The sequence below is a fragment of the Actinoallomurus sp. NPDC050550 genome, assembly GCF_040655075.1.
In the GTDB taxonomy this organism is placed as follows: domain Bacteria; phylum Actinomycetota; class Actinomycetes; order Streptosporangiales; family Streptosporangiaceae; genus Actinoallomurus.
In genome coordinates this window covers 92,847-109,573 of record NZ_JBFAJC010000019.1, presented here as the reverse complement: position 1 = coordinate 109,573, position 16,727 = coordinate 92,847, and the positions used below count along the sequence as shown (strand labels likewise).

The following is a 16,727-nucleotide window of genomic DNA, read 5'->3' as shown; positions in this document are numbered from 1 at the left end:
TACAAGTGATCGAGTTTTCGACGGTATGCGATGATTCTTGCTCCGGTCGTCCCTCCTGCGTGGAGCCGGCGTGCCGGTCCCAGGGGAGGAACGGACAGCAAGTGCAAGGTCCCTATCGGCGGCGCCCGCCGGACGGCCCGGAGCCGCAGGGCCCGCCGTCCCGCCTGTGGCGTCGGCCGGCACGGGACATCGGCTACCTGCCACCGCGCCGCCCATCCCGGCGGCGCAGCGCGGCCGGCACGATCGTCGGCGCGCTCGGCGGCGTCGCCGGGCTGTGCACGGTCGCGATCGTCGCCTACTCGCTGGCCGGCCCGGACCGGCCGGCGGCGGGTGCCGGTACCACCCAAGCGCCGTCGAACGCGGGCAGCAGGCAGGCCGCGTTCGCCGGCCCGCTCTACCGCAGCGGAGCGCTCGACCCGGTCGGCTGCGCGCTCCCGGCGATCCGGAAGCACGACGAGGACTCGATGCGGGTCTTCCTCGACCGGCTGTCGGACTGCCTGGACGAGGCCTGGCGGCGGCAGTTCGCCAAGGTGGGTCTGGCCGGCTTCGCCGCCCCGAACCGGGTGTTCTGGAGCGACTCGGGCAGCAGCCCGTGCGGGTCGTACCCGGCTCCCGGCGCCGCCGCGTTCTACTGCCCGGCCAACGACACGATGTACGTCGGCCTCGGTGACGTCGTGGAGACCGCGGACGGAGAGCCGGTGTCGCACTACGCGGTGTACGCCCGGGTGATCGCGCACGAGTACGGCCACCACGTGCAGGAGGACGCGGGCATCCTCGAGTACGGCCACCAGTTGATGGCCCGCTCGGCCACCGATGCCCGCGACGAGACGAGCCGCCGGATCGAGTTGCAGGCGCAGTGCTTCGCGGGCGCGTTCCTGTCGGCCCAGCGCGACAGCCTCCCCATGACGTCCTCGCAGTACCGGGCGGTGCTGGCCGACGCGCGGGCACGCGGCGACGACGGCCAGCCGGACGACCGGCGCGACCACGGCTCCGGGGCCGACTACGCGGGCTGGGTGGCCCGCGGCTACACGCAGCGCGTCCTGTCGTCCTGCAACACGTGGGCGGCCACCCCCGCGGACGTTTCCTGACAGGAGGAGAGTGAATGGCTGGACCGGGCTCATGGGGACCCCCGCCCCAGGGACACGGTCGGGGATACGGCCCGCCTCCGGGCCAAGGCCAGGGTTACGGCCAGGGATATGGCCGGCCCCAGGGATACGGCCAGGGACAGGGACACGGCGCGCCGCAGGGCTACGGTCCTTCGTACGGTCCGCCGCAGGGCCCTCCGCAAGGTCCGCCGCCCCGGCCGCCGTACGGTCCCGGGCACGGCGGGCCTCGCTACGCGGCTCCGGGCTACGGCTACCGGCCACCGCCCCGGCGCCGGAGCGGCGGGGGCGTGCGCGGCATCGGCGTGCTCGGCCTCCTCGCCATCATCGGGGTGGTCGGCGCGGTGGCCTCGAGGGTGATCACCGGGCACGGGTACACGCCGAACCGGCCGCCGGTCAGCGCACCCTCCGCGCCGGGCCAGAACGCCGCCACCAGCACGCTGTACAAGGTCGGCCGGCTGCCCTCGGACGGTTGCCAGGGCCGGCAGATCACCCAGGGCGACTCCCGGTCGTTCCGGCTGTTCCTCGACGGGACGACCGACTGCCTGGACCGCGCCTGGAGCCAGGGCTTCGCGCACGCCGGCATGCGGTTCTCCGCGCCGCACCGGGTGTTCTGGTCCACGGGGGGTCAGAGCCCCTGCGGCACCTACCCGTCGCCGGGCGTCGCCGCGTTCTACTGTCCGTCCAACCAGTCGATGTACATCGGCATCACCGACGCCCAGAAGGCGGCCGGCGGCCTGCCGGTGCGCTACAACGTGGCCTACACCCGGGAGATCGCCCACGAGTACGGCCACGCGATCCAGGACCAGTCCGGCATCCTCGAGTACGTCCAGCAGGCCCGGTCCGAGGCGACGAGCACCACGGCCCGCAACGCCGTCACCAAGCGCAGCGAGCTGCAGGCCCAGTGCCTGTCCGGGCTGTTCCTGGGCTCGGTGCGCTCGACCTTCCCCGTCACGCCCGACCAGTGGGCGATGGCGCTGCGGGACTCGTACGAGCGCGGTGACGACGGGCGCCCCCTCGACCAGCGGGACCACGGCACGGACGCGCACTACCGCGGCTGGGTCCAGATTGGTTACAACCGGGGCACCACGGCGGCCTGCAACACCTGGGCCGCCCCGTCCGGCTCGGTGAACTGACCGGTCCCCGGCCCCGGCCGGGGACCGTCTCGCTCACCGCCCCGCCGGGGACGGCGAACTCGCGATGTGACTCGTTTCACCGCGAAGTGCTTGCAACTGCGCTTGCAATAGCAAGCACGGCGGCGCACAGTGGAGACATGGCGACTTCCAAAGTCGGCTCCATCGGGGAGTACATCAAAGAGCAGCGCAAGCGGGCCAAGGTCTCGCTGCGCCAGCTGGCCGAGGTCACGGGTGTTTCGAACCCCTACCTCAGCCAGATCGAGCGTGGGCTGCGCAAGCCGAGCGCGGAGATCCTGCAGCAGATCGCCAAGGGTCTGCGCATCTCCGCCGAAGCCCTGTACGTGCAAGCAGGGATCCTCGACGAGCGAGACGCCGACACGGACGTCCAGGCCGCGATCAGGGCGGACGCGGACCTGTCGGAACGCCAGAAGCAGGTGCTGCTCGACATCTACGAGTCGTTCCGCCGGGAGAACGAGTCCAGCGGGAAAGCCGCCACCGAAGCCACCTCATCAACCGAAGGGTGAACCCAGACATGCCGAAGCCGAACATCACCGAGAAGCTGCGCGACTCCAAGGCCTTCTACGTCGCCGCGGGCGCCGGCGACCTCGCGGTCGAGAAGATCCGCGAGGTGCCGGAGCGGATCAACCGCCTGCAGGAGCGGACGGACCCGAAGGACCTGGGCGGCGCCGCGCTCGGCTACGCGGCCCGGGTCGGCGGCCGGGCCGCCGAGGTCGTCGACGAGCTCGCCGAGCGCGGCAAGAAGATCGTGAGCCGGGTCGAGCGGCAGAAGTCCACGCAGCAGCTGGAGGAGTCCGCCAAGTCCACGGCCCGCAAGGCCAAGACGGCCGCCGGCTCCGCCAAGGAGGCGGCCAAGGCGGTCGGCAAGGCCGCGACCGACGCTTCCAAGAAGGTCGGCAACTGACCGTCCGCAGCGCGCGTGTGCCGGGAGCCCGGGTGGACGGATCCGCCCGGGCTGCCGCATTTCCGGCCGCGACCATCGGCATGACCCCGGCGGAACGCATACGCTGGGGGCCGTACGTGATGACATTCGACGCGGCGCTCGTACGACGCCGCCCTGGTACAGGGGGTTGATCGTGCTCGGTCCAGCCCAGAGTTTTGTCGGCAATCTTTTCTGGGTCGTGGCCATCGCCGCCTTCATCGTCGAGGTCTGGGCGTTCGTCGACGCCGTACGCCGGCCGGCGGGGGCCTACTCGGCCGCGGGGAAGCTCACGAAACAGCTGTGGCTGATCATCCTTGGGGTCGCGCTGTTGTTCGGCCTGGCCGGCGCGGTCAGGTTCGTCTCGATCATCCAGATGCTGCCGGTCATCGGCTTCATCGCCGCCGCCGTCTACCTCGCCGACGTGCGGCCCGCTGTGCGGCAGTACGGTCGCGGCGGCTCGTCCTCCTCGGGCCCGTACGGCCCCTGGTGAGCCAGCGGCCGGTCAGGGCCGGTCGAGTTTGAGCCTGCGAAGATCGGCGACGAGCCGGTCGGCGATGTGACGGGCGCCCGCGGCGGTGGGGTGGGTGCCGTCGGGCAGGATGTACTGCGGCGCGTTGCCGGTGCCCTTGTCGCGGTCCCCGGTGATCCACTGTTCGCTCAGCGGGTCGATGTACGGCACCTTCGACTCCGCGGCGACGCTGCCCAGGGCGTCCCGGATGGCCGTGACCTCCTTGGGCGGGTCGCCGCCGCCCCACATCGGGCCGATGAGGAGGAGCCGTGCCGTCGCCCAGCGCTGGTGCACCGTGCCCAGCAGCTGCTGGGCCGCCTCACCGACGTCCGCCGCCGGATGCCGCCGGTCGTTGTGGCCGCCAGAGACGATCACCAGGTCGGGTGCCGGGCGCCAGGCGAGCTGCTCGGTGAACAACCGCGCGAAGTCCTTGCCGATCTGGCCCTTGGCGACGAACCCGGTCTGCCGGTAGCCGCCGATGATGACCTGCCAGCCCAGGGTCCGGGCGGTCTCGGCGGCGTACGTCTGCTCCGGCGTCTGTCCCACCTTGCCGGCGGTGTAGCTGTCGCCGAGGAACATGACGACGGGCGCGTGCGCCGCGTGCCGTTTCGGCGCGCGAGACGGGCCCTCCGCCTGCGCCCGGCGCCCCGTACCGCCGCACCCCGCGAGCGCGAGGAGAACGACGGCCGCGGCGGCACAACGTACGGCGCGTCGTCTCAATCCCGCTCCTTGAAGTCGGCGCCCGAAATGGACGTCCTAAGCTGATCTCCATGACGACGACGCACCGGACGCAGCGGCTTGAGCTGACCGACCAGACGCTGCGCGAGTGGGAAGCGGTCGTGCTCGATTCGGGACCCGGGGGGATCGTCCTCGACCGCTCGGCATTTTATCCGGGTGGAGGCGGCCAGCCGCCGGATCACGGGGTTTTGCTCTGGCAGGGCGTGCAGACGCGGATCGTCGGCATCCGCAAGGGCGACGACCTCTACCTCCTTCCCCACGAGGACGACCCGCTTCCGCCGGTCGGCACTGCCGTGCGCGGTGCGGTCGAGGACGAGCGGCGGACGAGCCTGATGCGGACCCACTCTGGTCTGCACATCCTGTGCGGCGTCGTCTTCCGCGACTACGGATGTCTCGTCACGGGCGGCAACATGGAGCCCGGGGCCGCCCGGATGGACTTCAACCTCCCCGAGGTCCCGGCCGGTTTCAAGGAGGCCGTCGAGGCCGCCTGCAACACCGAGATCCAGGCGGACCGGCGCATCGATGTCAAGACCCTGCCGCGCGCCGAGGCGTTCGCGATTCCCGACATCATCCGGACGGCGACCAACCTGGTGCCGCCGGAGGTGGAGGACGTCCGCATCGTCGACATCGTCGGGCTGGACACCCAGGCCGACGGCGGCACTCACGTCGCGTCCACCCGGCAGGTCGGCCGTCTCCAGGTCGCCAAGATCGAGAACAAGGGCCGGGGCTTCCGGCGCGTCCGCGTCAAGATCCTCGACTGAGCGGTCGCCGCACGACGTCCTCTAGGGATTCGACCACGGCCTGAACCGTTGCCCGGCCGTCGCCGCTGCGCGAGAGTTCCACCATCGGCCTTTTCACCGGAGGTTCGTGGCCGTGCGCGGGGCTCGGTCGGTGTGCGTCAGGATCGTTGGGCGGCGACCTGCCGGACCTGTCTCCGCGACAGGGGCACGCTGAACACGCGGACGTCGTCGATGGCACCCTGCCAGCCGTCGACCAGCGAGCCCTTGAGCAGGGCACGGCCGATGTCGAGCGGGCCGCTCGCGCGGGTGATGGCCGTACGGTTCCGGCAGGAGCCGCGCTCGCCGTCGACGTAGAGGCAGATCTGCCGGTCGGCGGGATCGAAGACCGCTGCGAGATGGGTCCACCGTCCGGGGGCGGGGCGGCCACCGCCGAAGGCCGTGTCGTCGCCGTTCGCCCATCCCGTGTCGCGGTCGGGGATCATGAACGCCCAGTCGGCGTGCTCCGCATCGTAGGCGAGCAGGACCACGTCGGGCGCGTCACCCGCATGATGCACGGCGACCACCGTGCCGGACTCACGGGTGTTCTCCAGGAGGACCCACGCCGTGATCGTGAAGGGCGCGTCGGTGCGGATGACGGGACCGCCGGCGGCCGCGTGACCGTTCCCGCCGAGGCTGAGCGCGTGGCCGGGCGGGGCCGTCGTACGGGTGGCGTCGCCGCTGATCCGCAGGTTCATACCGTGGCCGGAGGCGTCCAGCGCGGTCCGGCCGCCGGTCTCCTCGAATCGCCACCAGCCGGCCGGTGTCGGCGGCGGTGGCACGGCGGCACCGGCACCGCCGCGGGTGGGACGGGGCGGCTCGTCAGGTATCGCGCGCGACGCCGCGCTCACCGCGAACAGGACGAGGAGGATCGGAGCCAGTAAACCCGCGCGGGCCAGCAGCCCCGCGCGCCGCGAGCGGCCGAGAGGGCCGTACGTGCGCCGGTTCCGGCGGGTGCCGGGCCCTGCGGCCGCCTCCGGACGCGACGGCGGGGCGTCGGGTGCTGCGGGGGGCCGGGCGGCGTCGTCAGAGGCGACCGCCGGTGCTTCGGCGGGCTCGACGTCATCGCGAGAGGGCGCTGGTGGGTGGGCGGTGGGCCGGGCCTTGCCGGGAGGGAGCGCCGGTGGTTCGCCGGGAGGCCGGGCGGGGTCCTCGGCGGGGGCACCGGGCGCGTCCGGGGATGGCCTCGCGTCGTCGGCGCGTGGAGGCGGCCCTGCCGTGGGGCGGGAGGCGGAATGTGCGCCGACGGCGAGGGCGCGGCGGATCGCCACCCATGCCGCGACCGTTTCGTCGGAACAGCCGCACGCCGTTACGAATCCCTTGACCAGCTCTTCCCTGGGAAGTGACTCACGTTTGAGAGCCGAGGCGATCGTGCTGTGCGGCAGGACGTACCCGTGTGTTCCCGCCTCTTTCTCCAGCTGACGGTAGGTCAGACCGGACCATGCCTTGAGGCGTCGCAGCTGCGCGATGAAATCGACCGTACTCTGCACGTCATGAGGATCCGGGGCGGAACTCGCCAGAGACACGTAATAGAACTTACCCTCTGGAACTCCACCAAGGGCCTCGATATGCGAATCGCAGTCGACGGTCGTTCACGGCGTGACGGCGTACAAAACGCGGACGGAGCCGCCCGGACACTCGAGGCGGCCCCGTCGTGTTCAACCGATTACTTCACGTGCTTGTAACGGATACCGTAGTATCCCCCGGCCTTGAGCTGCGCCCAGGACTTGAACTGACGGTTGGCCTTGGTGCCCGTCTGGTTCTCCTGGAGGACCCAGACGCCCTTTGACGTCCGCTTCTCGACGAGGGCCACGTGACCGTGCGCGGAGCTCTGCGGCTGACGGGTGACCGCGTCACCCTGCATGATGTTCTTCTTCCAGTCCTTGATCGGTGAACTGTACTTCTTGGCGATCAGGGTGCCGGTCCACTCATTCTTGCTGTGCAGGCCCCAGGCCATCGACACGAACCCGGAGCAGTCCTGTCGGTAATTTCCGTACTTGTTGCAGTGGTAATTGATCTGCGAGTACCAGACCTTGCCGAGCCAGCTCTTGGCGCGCGTAATCATCTGCGCGCGCGTCAGGGTCAGGTCCTTCTTCGGCTGGTACTTCTTCTCGCACGCACTGATGGCGGCGATGGACGCCTGCTCCGCCGGCTTCGCGACGCTGCCGTGGTGAGTCGCCGCATTGGCGCTGCCGGCGCCGGCGATTCCGATCACCGCGGCGGCCGCCAACTGCACCGGGATGAGCGTCTTGGTAATGCGCTTCATCGTTCCCATTCCTTTCCTGGGAGGAGCGAACGATGGAGAGCATTGCTGAGCCCTGAGTCGGCTAGCAAGCGTTTCGAACAGTCGTAAAAGCCCGCCAAAGTAGTTGCTATGAATGGCGCTGGCGTCGATCATATTGCCGGACGGATCAATCGTTCGGGTATGGCAGGGTGTTGCTGTTTGATCGGTGCCCCCGACGTCGACGTGAGCAGGCTGAGGCCCAGGTCCGTGACCTCGTGGCAGACGGAGTAGCCGTCGCGTCGGGTGGTGATGAGGCCGGCCTCGCGGAGCACCTTGGTGTGATGGCTCACCGAGGCGGGGGAGATGCCGGCGGCTTTGGCGATGTCCGTCGTGCTGCACCCGGCCACGCTCGTCTTGAGCACGGTGGTCCGCGTGCGACCGAGCAGTCCTTCCAGGGGCTCCCCGCGGGTGGCCTCGTCGGTGTCGACCTTCTCCAGCCACGTACGCCGGCTGACGGGAAAGACGAGCAAGGGCGGCAGTTCGGGATCCCGGAGAGTGATCGGGTGGTGCCGGCAGAAGAACGACGGGAGGAGGACCAGGCCGCGTCCGTTCAGGGTGACGTCCTGGTCGACGTAGTCGTCGACCTGAAGCACCGGGTGCTCCCAGCGCGCGTACGGGTGGAGCGTGCCCAAGGCGCGTTCCACACCGTGGTCGGCCAGCGTCTGGACGAGCCGCAGGCGCTCGGCCTCGATGTCGCGAGTGATCTGCCGCCAGTGGGGTGCCAGCGCGAGGGTGAAGAACCTCTGCAGGTCGTGGGCCACTCGGCGGACGGCCGCCCTGGCCTCGAGCGACCGCGCGATGTAGGGCTTACGGCCGTACCGCGCGAATTCGGTGAAGTCGCGGGCCAGCTGATCCGGGGTGGTGGCCAGGACCTTCTGTAGTCCCTCGTTCAGGGCGGCGGTTCCGCGTGTGGGGGTGATGAAGTCGGCGGAGTAGCCACGCGGTGGCGCGATCTCGAATAGCGGGGAGAGTGATCGTGGCATCAGGGGACGAGTGCGACGCCGCCATCCGTCCAACGCGATTTCCTCGTTGCGTTCCTGGAGCGCGTGCAGACTCAGCAGGATTTCCCAGAGCACGTCCGCCGATGGGGCAACGGTGGTGCGGGCGAGATCCTCAGGTTCGAAGTGGATCCGCAGCATTGACAGCCCTCCGCGTCGATATTGAGCCCTTGTTCGGTTGACGCCACTAGATCTATAGAGGCACCGCGCCGTGGGGCAAGACTGAGGCTGTTCGACCCTGTTCGAATCCGTTCGAGGGAGCGTTGACGAGGCGGAACACCGCTGTGAACGGTGGGAATACTTCAGTCATCCAGGCAGCCGGCAGCGGAGTTCGAACCTGTCCTGGGACGGATGTGGGACCGGGCTGGGACATTTGATCGACCCGTACGACTTCCGTCTCACAGTGAACGTTTCATTTGTCACACTGTTCTACGCGTTCGGGGGCGGCAATGCTTTAGATCGATTTCCAATGCGCCGGAGTCCGCGGCACGGTTCACGGCACGGGGCGGGTGAGGGCGGGGACGGAGCCGAGGCCGTGCTCGACGATGGCCAGGGCGCGGTCGACCGCCTCTCGGGTGGCGTCCGGGTCGTATCCCTGAGCGCGGCAGTGGGCGATGACGGCGTTCATGCCGCCGACGAGCGCACCGGCGATCACGATGGCATCGATCTCGCCGATGTCGGGGGAGAGCTCGGTCAGCCGTTCGACGATGTGCTGCTCGAGGTCGTGCATCCGCTTGAGGGCCCGCGCCTGCAGGGAGGGACGTTCGAGGATGAGCTGGATCTGGATCGCGCCGTACTCCCCGTGCGCGGCGGCGATCGCGTCGATCATCTCGAACACGATGCGGCGCATGGACTCCAGGGGAGTCTCGCCCGCGGGTCGGCGCGCGACGCCCTCCCGTACCTCGGCCAGGCGCTCGTCGATCTCCGCGAAGACGACGTCCTCCTTGGACGGGAAGTAGCTGAAGAACGTCCGCGGGGACACGTCGGCGGCCTCGGTGATGTCCGCGATCGTCGTCTCCTCGTAGCCGCGCTCGGCGAACAGTCGGAGAGCGGCACTCGCGATCGCCCGCCTGGTCTGGAGCTTCTTCCGCTCCCGCAGGCCCATGTGATCCATCTCACCAATATATACACTCACTGCGACTTTGCAGGCGTTGCAAAGTTTCACTTCTCGTGCTGTTCTGTGGCTATGTCGGGGATTCTGGGGAGACTGGGGCGGTTCTGTGCCCGCCACGCGCGGTGGGTGATCCTGGTCTGGCTCGCCGTCGCGGTCGGCACCGGAGTCCTCGGAGTCGCCCGGGGCGGCACCTTCGTGCAGCAGGATCGCCTCCCCGGCACCGAGACCCAGCGCTCCATCGACCTGCTCCGCAAGAACTTCGCCGAGGTCACCGGGCCGACGGCCACGATCGTCTTCCACCCGCAGCGGGGCGTCTCCCTGTCCGACTGGCGCGTCGCGCTCCAGGTCGGCAAGGCCATCCAGCAGGTCGGCGCGCTGCCCCGCGTCGCCATGGCGGAGAACCCCTACGGCGGCACCGGCGGCGCCAAGGGCGCGAACGCCGTCGTCGCCGTCGCGCACTTCAAGGGCACCGCCCGCGACCTCTCCCTGGACGACCTGCACGCCCTCGAAGAGGCGACGGAGCCGGCCCGGCAGGCCGGTGTCGACGTGGAGTTCGGCGGCATCGTCACGACGATCCTCAATCAGCCGAAGGCGGGTCCCAAGGAGGGCATCGGCGTCGTCCTCGCCCTCGGGGTGCTGCTGGCCGCCTTCGGATCGTTCCTCGCGGCCGGCGTGCCGATCGTCGTATCCCTGTGCGCGATGGCGGTGGCGTACTCCCTCATCCACGTCGGCGCGTCGATCTGGCAGGTCCACCCGACCGCGCCGATGGTCGCGGCCATGCTCGGCCTGGGCGCGGGCATCGACTACGCGCTGTTCGTCGTCACACGCCACCGGCAGCAGCTCGCCGAGGGCATGGGCGTGGAGGAGTCGGTCGGCGAGGCGCTGGCGACCTCCGGGCATGCCGTCGTGTTCGCGGGCGGCACGGTCCTGTTCGCGATCTGCGGCCTGTGGTTCTCCGGCATCACCTTCGTCGGCATCATCGGACTCGCGACGGCGACGGCCGTGGCCTTCATGGTCACGGCGGCCCTCACGCTGCTCCCCGCCGTGCTCGGCGCCCTCGGCACGAACATCGACCGCTACCGGCTGCCCCGCATGCGGCCCGACCGCTCGACGCACCGCTGGGAGCGCTGGGGCCGTCACGTCGACCGGCACGCCTGGCCGTACGCGATCGCGGCGACGCTCCTGCTGCTCTTCCTCGCGCTGCCGGTGCTCAGCCTGCGCTTCGGCATCATGTCCGACAGCACACTGCCGCACTCCACCAGCGCGCGCCGCGCGTACGACGTGACGGCGAAGGAGTTCGGACCCGGCTGGTACAGCCCGTTCGTGGTCGTCGCCACCGTCCCGAGTCCCGCGCAGCCGCCGCAGGCGGACGAGAACACCAAGACCGCCAAGGGCTGGACGGCCCTGCGCCAGGAGCCGGGCGGACGGCTGGCCGTCAGCCCGAACGACAAGCCGACGCCGAACCCGGAGGCCCGCCGCCTGGGCGATGACCTGCGGCGCGGCTTTCAGAAGGTGCCCGGCGTCGCCTCCGTCGACACCCCGGTCGTCATCGGCGACAGCGTCACGATCAAGGTCGCGCCCACCACGCCGCCCCAGGCCGCCGCGACCGCCGATCTCGTACGGCGGCTGCGGACGTCGGTGATCCCGCCGACCGTGGCCCGCCATCCGGGAGCACGCGCCTATCTGGGCGGGGAGTCGCCGGCGATCATCGACATGGCGACGATCGTCAAGCAGCGCATGCCGTACGTCATGATCGTCGTCGTCGCGGTCGCGCTGGTGCTGCTCGTCATCGCGTTCCGCTCGATCATCGTGCCGATCAAGGCCGCGGTGATGAACATGCTGTCCATCGGCGCGGCGTACGGCGTGGTGGTGGCCGTCTTCCAGTGGGGCTGGGGCATCGACCTGATCGGCCTCGACCAGCCGACGCCGATCGTGTCGTTCGTGCCGCTGTTCATGTTCGCGCTGCTGTTCGGCCTGTCGATGGACTACGAGGTCTTCCTGCTGTCCCGCATCCGCGAGGAGTACCTCCGCACCGGCGACCCGCACGGCAGCGTCGTCACCGGCATCGCCTCGACCGCCCGGCTCATCACCTCGGCCGCGCTCATCATGATCTGCGTGTTCCTGAGCTTCCTGCCGCAGCCGGACTCGATGGTCAAGATGATGGGCCTCGGCCTGGCCGCCGCGGTCGCCGTGGACGCCACGGTCGTCCGCCTCGTGCTGGTCCCGGCGTTGATGAGCCTCCTCGGCCACGCCAACTGGTGGTTTCCCGGCCGCCGCCGTCCGGCCCCGCCGCCGGTACGCCCCGAGGAACGCGCTCTCGAACACGTCTGATCGCCGTCGGGTCCTCAGGCCGGGGTGAACCTCACCGGGAGCGCCGACAGGCCGCGGAACAACGGCGACGGCCGCCAGGTCAGCGCATCGGCCCGCACCGTGAGGAACACGTCCGGGAGCCGGTCGAGCAGGACCTCGATCGCGGCCTCGGCGATGACCTCGGCGATCTGCTGGGCCGCGTACGGGCACCGGTGCGGGCCATGGCTGAATGACATGTACGCCTGGTTGCCGATCGAGGTCAGGGGGTCCATCCGTACGAGCGGGTCATGATTGGCCGCGGCCAGACCGAGGATGAGCAGGTCGCCCTTACGAAGTTGCCGGCCGCCCAACTGGACGTCGCAGGCGGCGAACCGGCCCGGGAAGTTCTGGGTCGGCGTGTCCTCCCAGAGCACCTCGTTGAGCGCCTGGCCGACGCTCCGGCGTCCGCCGAACAAGGTCGTCCCGAAGCGGTCGTCGGTGAGCATCAGCCGCAGCGTGTTGCCGATCCAGTACGCGGTGGGCAACTGCCCGGCGTTCATCAGGTGGAGCAGATCCTCGGCGATCTCCTCGTCGGTGAGCCCGGCCGGGTGGGCCAGCAGCCGTGATGTGACATCAGAGGCGGGGTTCTCCCGCCTGAACCGCACCAGTCGCTGAACCTTCTCCCGGACGCGTGCGTACGCCTCGTTCGCGCCCTCGCCCGCGGCATGCGTCGTATAGACCTCACGGACCAGGTCGGCGGTCTCTCCCTCCGGCACGCCTATCATCCGGGCCACGACGGGCAGCGGCACTCCATCGGCGTACTGGGCGATCAGGTCGGCTTCACCGGACCCGGCGAACGTGTCGATGAGCCGATCGGCGACCTGCTGGGCCTCCGTCCGCAGGGTGAACTGGTCGACATCGGCGAGCGCGGCCTCGAGCGCCCCGGCACGCCGCTCATGCTCGCCGCCCTCGGTGAACATCATGGTGGGCTGGTAGCCGATGAGCGGGAGCAGCGGCCAGTCGGGCGGGACGCGATCCCAGGCGTTCCAGCGCCGTGAGTCGCGCCCGAAGATCTGCGGATTCCCCGTGACGTACTGCACCTCCCGGTAGCCCAACACCAGCCACGCGGGCACGTCGCCGTCGAGCAGGACCGGAGCCACCGGGCCGTGCCTACGCCGCATCTCGGCATAGAGGTCAGCGGATTTCCGCTGGAACTCCGGCCCGTACAGCGGGATCCGGGACCCGGCGAGCGGATCCTGGGACGGTGACGGGTTCGTCATCGGGCACTCCTTGGCGTTACCGAGAGGAATCAGCGACACGCCGACCGGGCGTGAGCGCGGCCGGCCGATCCACACGGCGGGGTGCTCCGGGACAATAACCGCTTTTCAGGCACTTTGTGCAGCGTTGAGCGTTTAGTCCGGTTCCGACTTATAGTCACGGTGCGCGGTCAGTGCTCCCGGCCCGGCCGGTGATCTGTCACCGCCTCCGACCATGCTGACCACATGACACACAAGCCGTTCCCCGGACCCTGCGAGCCGACAAGGCGGCGACCTGATCCGGCGTATGCCCGTACAACCGATCGTTGTGGCTCCCCGAGAGTCGGTTGTTTGATCGTGCGCGCCCACCGCTGCTGTACTTCACGAACCTGAACGGTCGGTTGTCGCGAGGGAGTCATGTGCGCGTGAAGTTGGGACCCGGCTTCGGGTGGCTGTGGTCTGCCTACGCTGTGAGCACGTACGGCACGTGGATCGCGTTCGGGGCGTTCCCACTGATCGCCGTTCGAGTGCTGCACTCGCCGGCATTCGCCGTCTCCCTCCTGGAAGCCGCCGGCCTTGCCGTCGCGGCGATCGTCGCGATCCCGCTCGGGCCGTGGGTCGAGCACCGGGCCAAGCGCCCGGTGATGATCGCGATGGACCTGGTCCGCTTCCTCGCAATGGCGAGCGTTCCGACCGCGTACCTCCTCGGATGCCTCTCCTACGGCCAGATGCTCGTCGTCTCGGTCATCTCCGGGACCGCGAGCATCGCCTTCACCGCCGCATCCGGCGCGTACCTGAAATACCTCGTCAACAACGACCATCTCCTCATCGCGAACGGCAGGTTCGAGGGCACGAGCTGGCTGGCGACCGCGGCAGGCCCGCCTCTCGGCGGAGCGCTCATCGGGTTGCTCGGCCCGGTCATCACGATCGCCGCCGACGCCCTCAGCTACCTGCTCTCCGCGCTCGGGGTCCTCCGTATCCGTGGAGGCGACGTCGCAGCGCCCCGCGATGCGGCAACCAGACTGCGGGCCACCGACCTTCTGAGCGGCTGGCGATTCATCCTCCACGACCGCGTCCTGCGGCGTCTGTTCCTCAACTCCGTGACAGTCGGAGGCCTGATCATGGCCACCCTTCCGCTCCTATCGGTCCTCCTGCTGGGCCGATACCACTTCCCTGCCTGGCAGTACGGTCTCGCCTTCGGCATCCCGGCACTCGGCGGCTTCGCGGGTGCCCGCCTCTCCGCGCGCCTCGTCGGCCGCTACGGTCGCCACCGTGTCATGATCGTTTCCGGCTGGCTGCGCTCGATCTTCCCACTCGGACTCGCCCTGACCGGTCCCGGCATCCCCGGACTCCTCACGGTGATCATCGTCGAAGGTCTGCTGATCATCTGCATGGGCATCTTCAACCCCATCAACGCGACGGAACGCCTGCAACGCATTCCCGCGGATCGCGCCGCACGAGTCCTCAGCGCATGGACCATCAGCGGCAAACTCACACAGGCCACCGCCATGGTGATCTGGGGCGTCCTCGCGACGCTCACCGACCCGCTCACCGCGATCACCATCTCCGGCATCCTCCTGCTCGGAACCCCCCTCTTCCTTCCCGGACAGGCGCGCATGCCCGATCCCGCGGTCGTCGCGCCGGCCGAAGACGTCCGGTCGGCATGACTCAGCCATTCGGCATCGGCGAAGTCGGTTTTGCGCCCGGGGACATTCTTCACATGCCCGGCGTCGCAGACCAGCATCTGCTCAAAGGCCTATGTCCGGGCTTACTGAGAAGGGGTGTCGAGGGTTCGGTAGCGCTTGTCCTGATAGCGGTAGAACGCGGTGAGGCAGGTGGCCGTCGCGAGGATGCCGGCCAGGACGTCCAGCCAGGTGTGGTCTCGGCCGAGGAGAGCGGTGCCGAGGAGAGCGACCCCGACCCCCGCCAAGATGCCGTTGACGGTGGCGATCATGCTGGCGGTCGTGCCGAAACCGAGCAGCCGGCTGCGTTTCACCGCGAGTGCGGAGAGTGCTTGGGTGGCCTCGTTGCTCGTTTGGCCCCACGGGGTGAAATGGGAGTCATCGCTGGATTCCAGGCCGCGATAGTAGCCGCGGATCCGTGCGATGCCGGCGAGGAAGGTGAGGTTCTGCACGCCGGTGTCGACCAGCCGCACGGTGGTGAAGACGCCCATGATGAAGACGGTGGGAATCACGGTCGCGGCGAACGGCGCCAGCATGCCGGGCGAGCGGGTGACGAAGCCCATCGCCACCACCGCGCTCGACAGTGTGGTCATGTACAGGGTGGCCCGGCCGGCCGCCTCGCTGACCGTCGTGCTCGCAGCCGACTGGAGTACGAAGTGCTCGGTGACCAAAGCGTTCATGAACGCGGACTGCTTGGTCTGCTCGTCCATCGTGCCTCTTTCGCGGTCAGCCCACATCGAGGACGAGGAGTCCGCGGACGTGGCCGCGGTCGCCGACCGTGTGGGCGGAAGCGGCGTCCTCCAGGGGGAATGCGTGGTCCACATGGACGCGTACCGAGCCGTTGGTCATCCGGCGGCCGATCTCAATTGCTGCATGTCGCCCTCGCCCCGCACTAGCCCCCGGGTATCGGTCGCACCAAGCGGACCCTGGAACGGCCTGAAGCTCTAGCGGAAGACCTCCGCATGGGCCGTTGCCCAGTCCTCGAAGGTGCGAGGTTGGCGGCCGGTGAGATCGGCGACGGTTGGCACTACTGGGGTGTCGTCGAATTCGCCGGCTGCGAAGAAGCGGAAGAATGCATCGACGTAGTTGGCCGGTGTGGTCTGCAGCATCTCCTTCCGGGCCTCATCGTCGGGCTGGGCTTCGAAGCGCAGCGGCCGGTCGAGCACCCTGGCCAGGATGTCGACTTGGTCGGCCGGGAGCAGCGCGGTCGGGCCGCTGAGCGTGTAGGCGACACCGAAGTGCTTCTTGTCGCCGAGGACCGCGGCGGCCACGGCGGCGATGTCGTACGGATCGATCGCGGCGATCGGCACGCCCGCGAAAGGTGCGCGTACGGCATCACCCACGCGCAGTTGCGCCTGCCACTGCAAGGTGTTGGACATGAAGCCACTCGGGCGCAGCAACGTCCATTCGATGCCGGACTCGCGCACGGCGGCCTCGGAGCCAAGGTGCATTGCGACCACCGCGTTGTCGGGGTGGCCTTCCACCACCGACCGTGACGACAGCAGCACGACATGGCCGACGCCGGCGGCACGGGCCTGCGCAAGCACCCCCGGCATGTCCGCGAACCCGCCCAGCAAGAACACGGCGTCGATGCCTTCCAGGACTTCCGACAAGCTCTCCGGCCGGTTCAGATCACCTCCCACGACCTCTACTCCAGACCGCACCCCAGAAGCGGTGTCGTCGGGACTGCGAACCAGTGCCCGAGCGGACCGCCCCTGATCGGTGAGGAGCTTCACCAACTCGCTCCCGACATGCCCAGAAGCCCCAGTAACCAAGATCATCAGCCGTTCTCGCCTTCCTTGATCGTCAGATTCGGTCCATCTCTCAGCGAGCCGCGTAGGGGTGGCCCGGACCAGGTCTACCTGGCCTCCGCCCACAGCACGGCTCGCGGCGCCAGTCCATG

At 69.4% G+C, this 16,727-nt stretch carries 17 protein-coding genes; 8 read left to right on the top strand and 9 right to left on the bottom strand.

Going from position 1 to position 16,727, the window contains the following annotated elements:
- The first annotated feature begins 101 nt into the window (after positions 1-101).
- The 5 genes from AB0I04_RS25865 to AB0I04_RS25845 all read left to right on the top strand — a co-directional run bounded on the left by AB0I04_RS25865 (position 102) and on the right by AB0I04_RS25845 (position 3,669).
- Complete coding sequence (locus tag AB0I04_RS25865) at positions 102-1,088, top strand: neutral zinc metallopeptidase (RefSeq protein ID WP_360889284.1); 987 nt, start codon at positions 102-104, stop codon at positions 1,086-1,088.
- A 305-nt stretch (positions 1,089-1,393) separates the two neighbouring features.
- Positions 1,394-2,239, top strand: a complete 846-nt coding sequence (locus tag AB0I04_RS25860) for a neutral zinc metallopeptidase (RefSeq protein WP_360889281.1) — start codon at positions 1,394-1,396, stop codon at positions 2,237-2,239.
- A 137-nt stretch (positions 2,240-2,376) separates the two neighbouring features.
- On the top strand, positions 2,377-2,763 hold the full coding sequence (locus AB0I04_RS25855; protein ID WP_360889278.1) for a helix-turn-helix transcriptional regulator: 387 nt from the start codon (positions 2,377-2,379) through the stop codon (positions 2,761-2,763).
- 8 nt (positions 2,764-2,771) lie between these two features.
- Positions 2,772-3,161: a hypothetical protein gene (locus tag AB0I04_RS25850; protein WP_360889275.1), complete on the top strand. Its 390-nt coding sequence runs from the start codon at positions 2,772-2,774 to the stop codon at positions 3,159-3,161.
- A gap of 172 nt (positions 3,162-3,333) precedes the next feature.
- Positions 3,334-3,669: a DUF2516 family protein gene (locus tag AB0I04_RS25845; RefSeq protein WP_360889273.1), complete on the top strand. Its 336-nt coding sequence runs from the start codon at positions 3,334-3,336 to the stop codon at positions 3,667-3,669.
- A gap of 12 nt (positions 3,670-3,681) precedes the next feature.
- Here the strand turns inward: AB0I04_RS25845 and AB0I04_RS25840 are convergent, their stop codons facing one another.
- Complete coding sequence (locus AB0I04_RS25840) at positions 3,682-4,407, bottom strand: SGNH/GDSL hydrolase family protein (RefSeq protein ID WP_360889270.1); 726 nt, start codon at positions 4,405-4,407, stop codon at positions 3,682-3,684.
- Positions 4,408-4,457: 50 nt separating this feature from the next.
- On the opposite strand from AB0I04_RS25840, the gene AB0I04_RS25835 reads away from it, so the two are divergent.
- Positions 4,458-5,186, top strand: coding sequence for an alanyl-tRNA editing protein (locus AB0I04_RS25835; RefSeq protein ID WP_360889268.1), 729 nt, complete (start codon positions 4,458-4,460; stop codon positions 5,184-5,186).
- Positions 5,187-5,323: 137 nt separating this feature from the next.
- Here AB0I04_RS25835 and AB0I04_RS25830 read toward each other — a convergent pair whose 3' ends face one another.
- The 4 genes from AB0I04_RS25830 to AB0I04_RS25815 all read right to left on the bottom strand — a co-directional run bounded on the left by AB0I04_RS25830 (position 5,324) and on the right by AB0I04_RS25815 (position 9,597).
- Positions 5,324-6,691: a LamG-like jellyroll fold domain-containing protein gene (locus AB0I04_RS25830; RefSeq protein WP_360889265.1), complete on the bottom strand. Its 1,368-nt coding sequence runs from the start codon at positions 6,689-6,691 to the stop codon at positions 5,324-5,326.
- A gap of 176 nt (positions 6,692-6,867) precedes the next feature.
- Entirely contained in the window at positions 6,868-7,467 is a 600-nt protein-coding gene (locus AB0I04_RS25825) for a hypothetical protein (RefSeq protein WP_360889263.1), read from the bottom strand.
- A 128-nt stretch (positions 7,468-7,595) separates the two neighbouring features.
- A complete protein-coding gene (locus tag AB0I04_RS25820; RefSeq protein WP_360889260.1) occupies positions 7,596-8,624 on the bottom strand; it encodes a DUF5937 family protein in 1,029 nt (342 codons plus the stop codon).
- A gap of 352 nt (positions 8,625-8,976) precedes the next feature.
- Positions 8,977-9,597: a TetR family transcriptional regulator gene (locus tag AB0I04_RS25815; protein ID WP_360889258.1), complete on the bottom strand. Its 621-nt coding sequence runs from the start codon at positions 9,595-9,597 to the stop codon at positions 8,977-8,979.
- 72 nt (positions 9,598-9,669) lie between these two features.
- Here AB0I04_RS25815 and AB0I04_RS25810 point away from each other — a divergent pair, with 72 nt between their 5' ends.
- Entirely contained in the window at positions 9,670-11,928 is a 2,259-nt protein-coding gene (locus AB0I04_RS25810; RefSeq protein ID WP_360889255.1) for an MMPL family transporter, read from the top strand.
- Between the two features lie 14 nt (positions 11,929-11,942).
- Here the strand turns inward: AB0I04_RS25810 and AB0I04_RS25805 are convergent, their stop codons facing one another.
- On the bottom strand, positions 11,943-13,166 hold the full coding sequence (locus AB0I04_RS25805) for a cytochrome P450 (protein WP_360889252.1): 1,224 nt from the start codon (positions 13,164-13,166) through the stop codon (positions 11,943-11,945).
- Positions 13,167-13,567: 401 nt separating this feature from the next.
- Here AB0I04_RS25805 and AB0I04_RS25800 point away from each other — a divergent pair, with 401 nt between their 5' ends.
- On the top strand, positions 13,568-14,809 hold the full coding sequence (locus AB0I04_RS25800; RefSeq protein WP_360889249.1) for an MFS transporter: 1,242 nt from the start codon (positions 13,568-13,570) through the stop codon (positions 14,807-14,809).
- Between the two features lie 101 nt (positions 14,810-14,910).
- Here AB0I04_RS25800 and AB0I04_RS25795 read toward each other — a convergent pair whose 3' ends face one another.
- The 3 genes from AB0I04_RS25795 to AB0I04_RS25785 form a co-directional block, all read right to left on the bottom strand.
- Complete coding sequence (locus AB0I04_RS25795) at positions 14,911-15,534, bottom strand: hypothetical protein (protein ID WP_360889246.1); 624 nt, start codon at positions 15,532-15,534, stop codon at positions 14,911-14,913.
- A gap of 16 nt (positions 15,535-15,550) precedes the next feature.
- On the bottom strand, positions 15,551-15,691 hold the full coding sequence (locus AB0I04_RS25790; RefSeq protein WP_360889462.1) for a zinc-binding dehydrogenase: 141 nt from the start codon (positions 15,689-15,691) through the stop codon (positions 15,551-15,553).
- A 77-nt stretch (positions 15,692-15,768) separates the two neighbouring features.
- Positions 15,769-16,605, bottom strand: coding sequence for an NAD(P)H-binding protein (locus AB0I04_RS25785; RefSeq protein WP_360889243.1), 837 nt, complete (start codon positions 16,603-16,605; stop codon positions 15,769-15,771).
- Positions 16,606-16,727: the final 122 nt, after the last annotated feature.

Coding starts and splice junctions, on each gene's coding strand:
- AB0I04_RS25820 (WP_360889260.1), bottom strand. CDS start 8,624: ATGCTGCGGATCCACTTCGAACCTGAGGATCTCGCCCGCACCACCGTT.
- AB0I04_RS25815 (WP_360889258.1), bottom strand. CDS start 9,597: ATGGATCACATGGGCCTGCGGGAGCGGAAGAAGCTCCAGACCAGGCGG.
- AB0I04_RS25850 (WP_360889275.1), top strand. CDS start 2,772: ATGCCGAAGCCGAACATCACCGAGAAGCTGCGCGACTCCAAGGCCTTC.
- AB0I04_RS25825 (WP_360889263.1), bottom strand. CDS start 7,467: ATGAAGCGCATTACCAAGACGCTCATCCCGGTGCAGTTGGCGGCCGCC.
- AB0I04_RS25785 (WP_360889243.1), bottom strand. CDS start 16,605: ATGATCTTGGTTACTGGGGCTTCTGGGCATGTCGGGAGCGAGTTGGTG.
- AB0I04_RS25835 (WP_360889268.1), top strand. CDS start 4,458: ATGACGACGACGCACCGGACGCAGCGGCTTGAGCTGACCGACCAGACG.
- AB0I04_RS25810 (WP_360889255.1), top strand. CDS start 9,670: ATGTCGGGGATTCTGGGGAGACTGGGGCGGTTCTGTGCCCGCCACGCG.
- AB0I04_RS25805 (WP_360889252.1), bottom strand. CDS start 13,166: ATGACGAACCCGTCACCGTCCCAGGATCCGCTCGCCGGGTCCCGGATC.
- AB0I04_RS25855 (WP_360889278.1), top strand. CDS start 2,377: ATGGCGACTTCCAAAGTCGGCTCCATCGGGGAGTACATCAAAGAGCAG.
- AB0I04_RS25795 (WP_360889246.1), bottom strand. CDS start 15,534: ATGGACGAGCAGACCAAGCAGTCCGCGTTCATGAACGCTTTGGTCACC.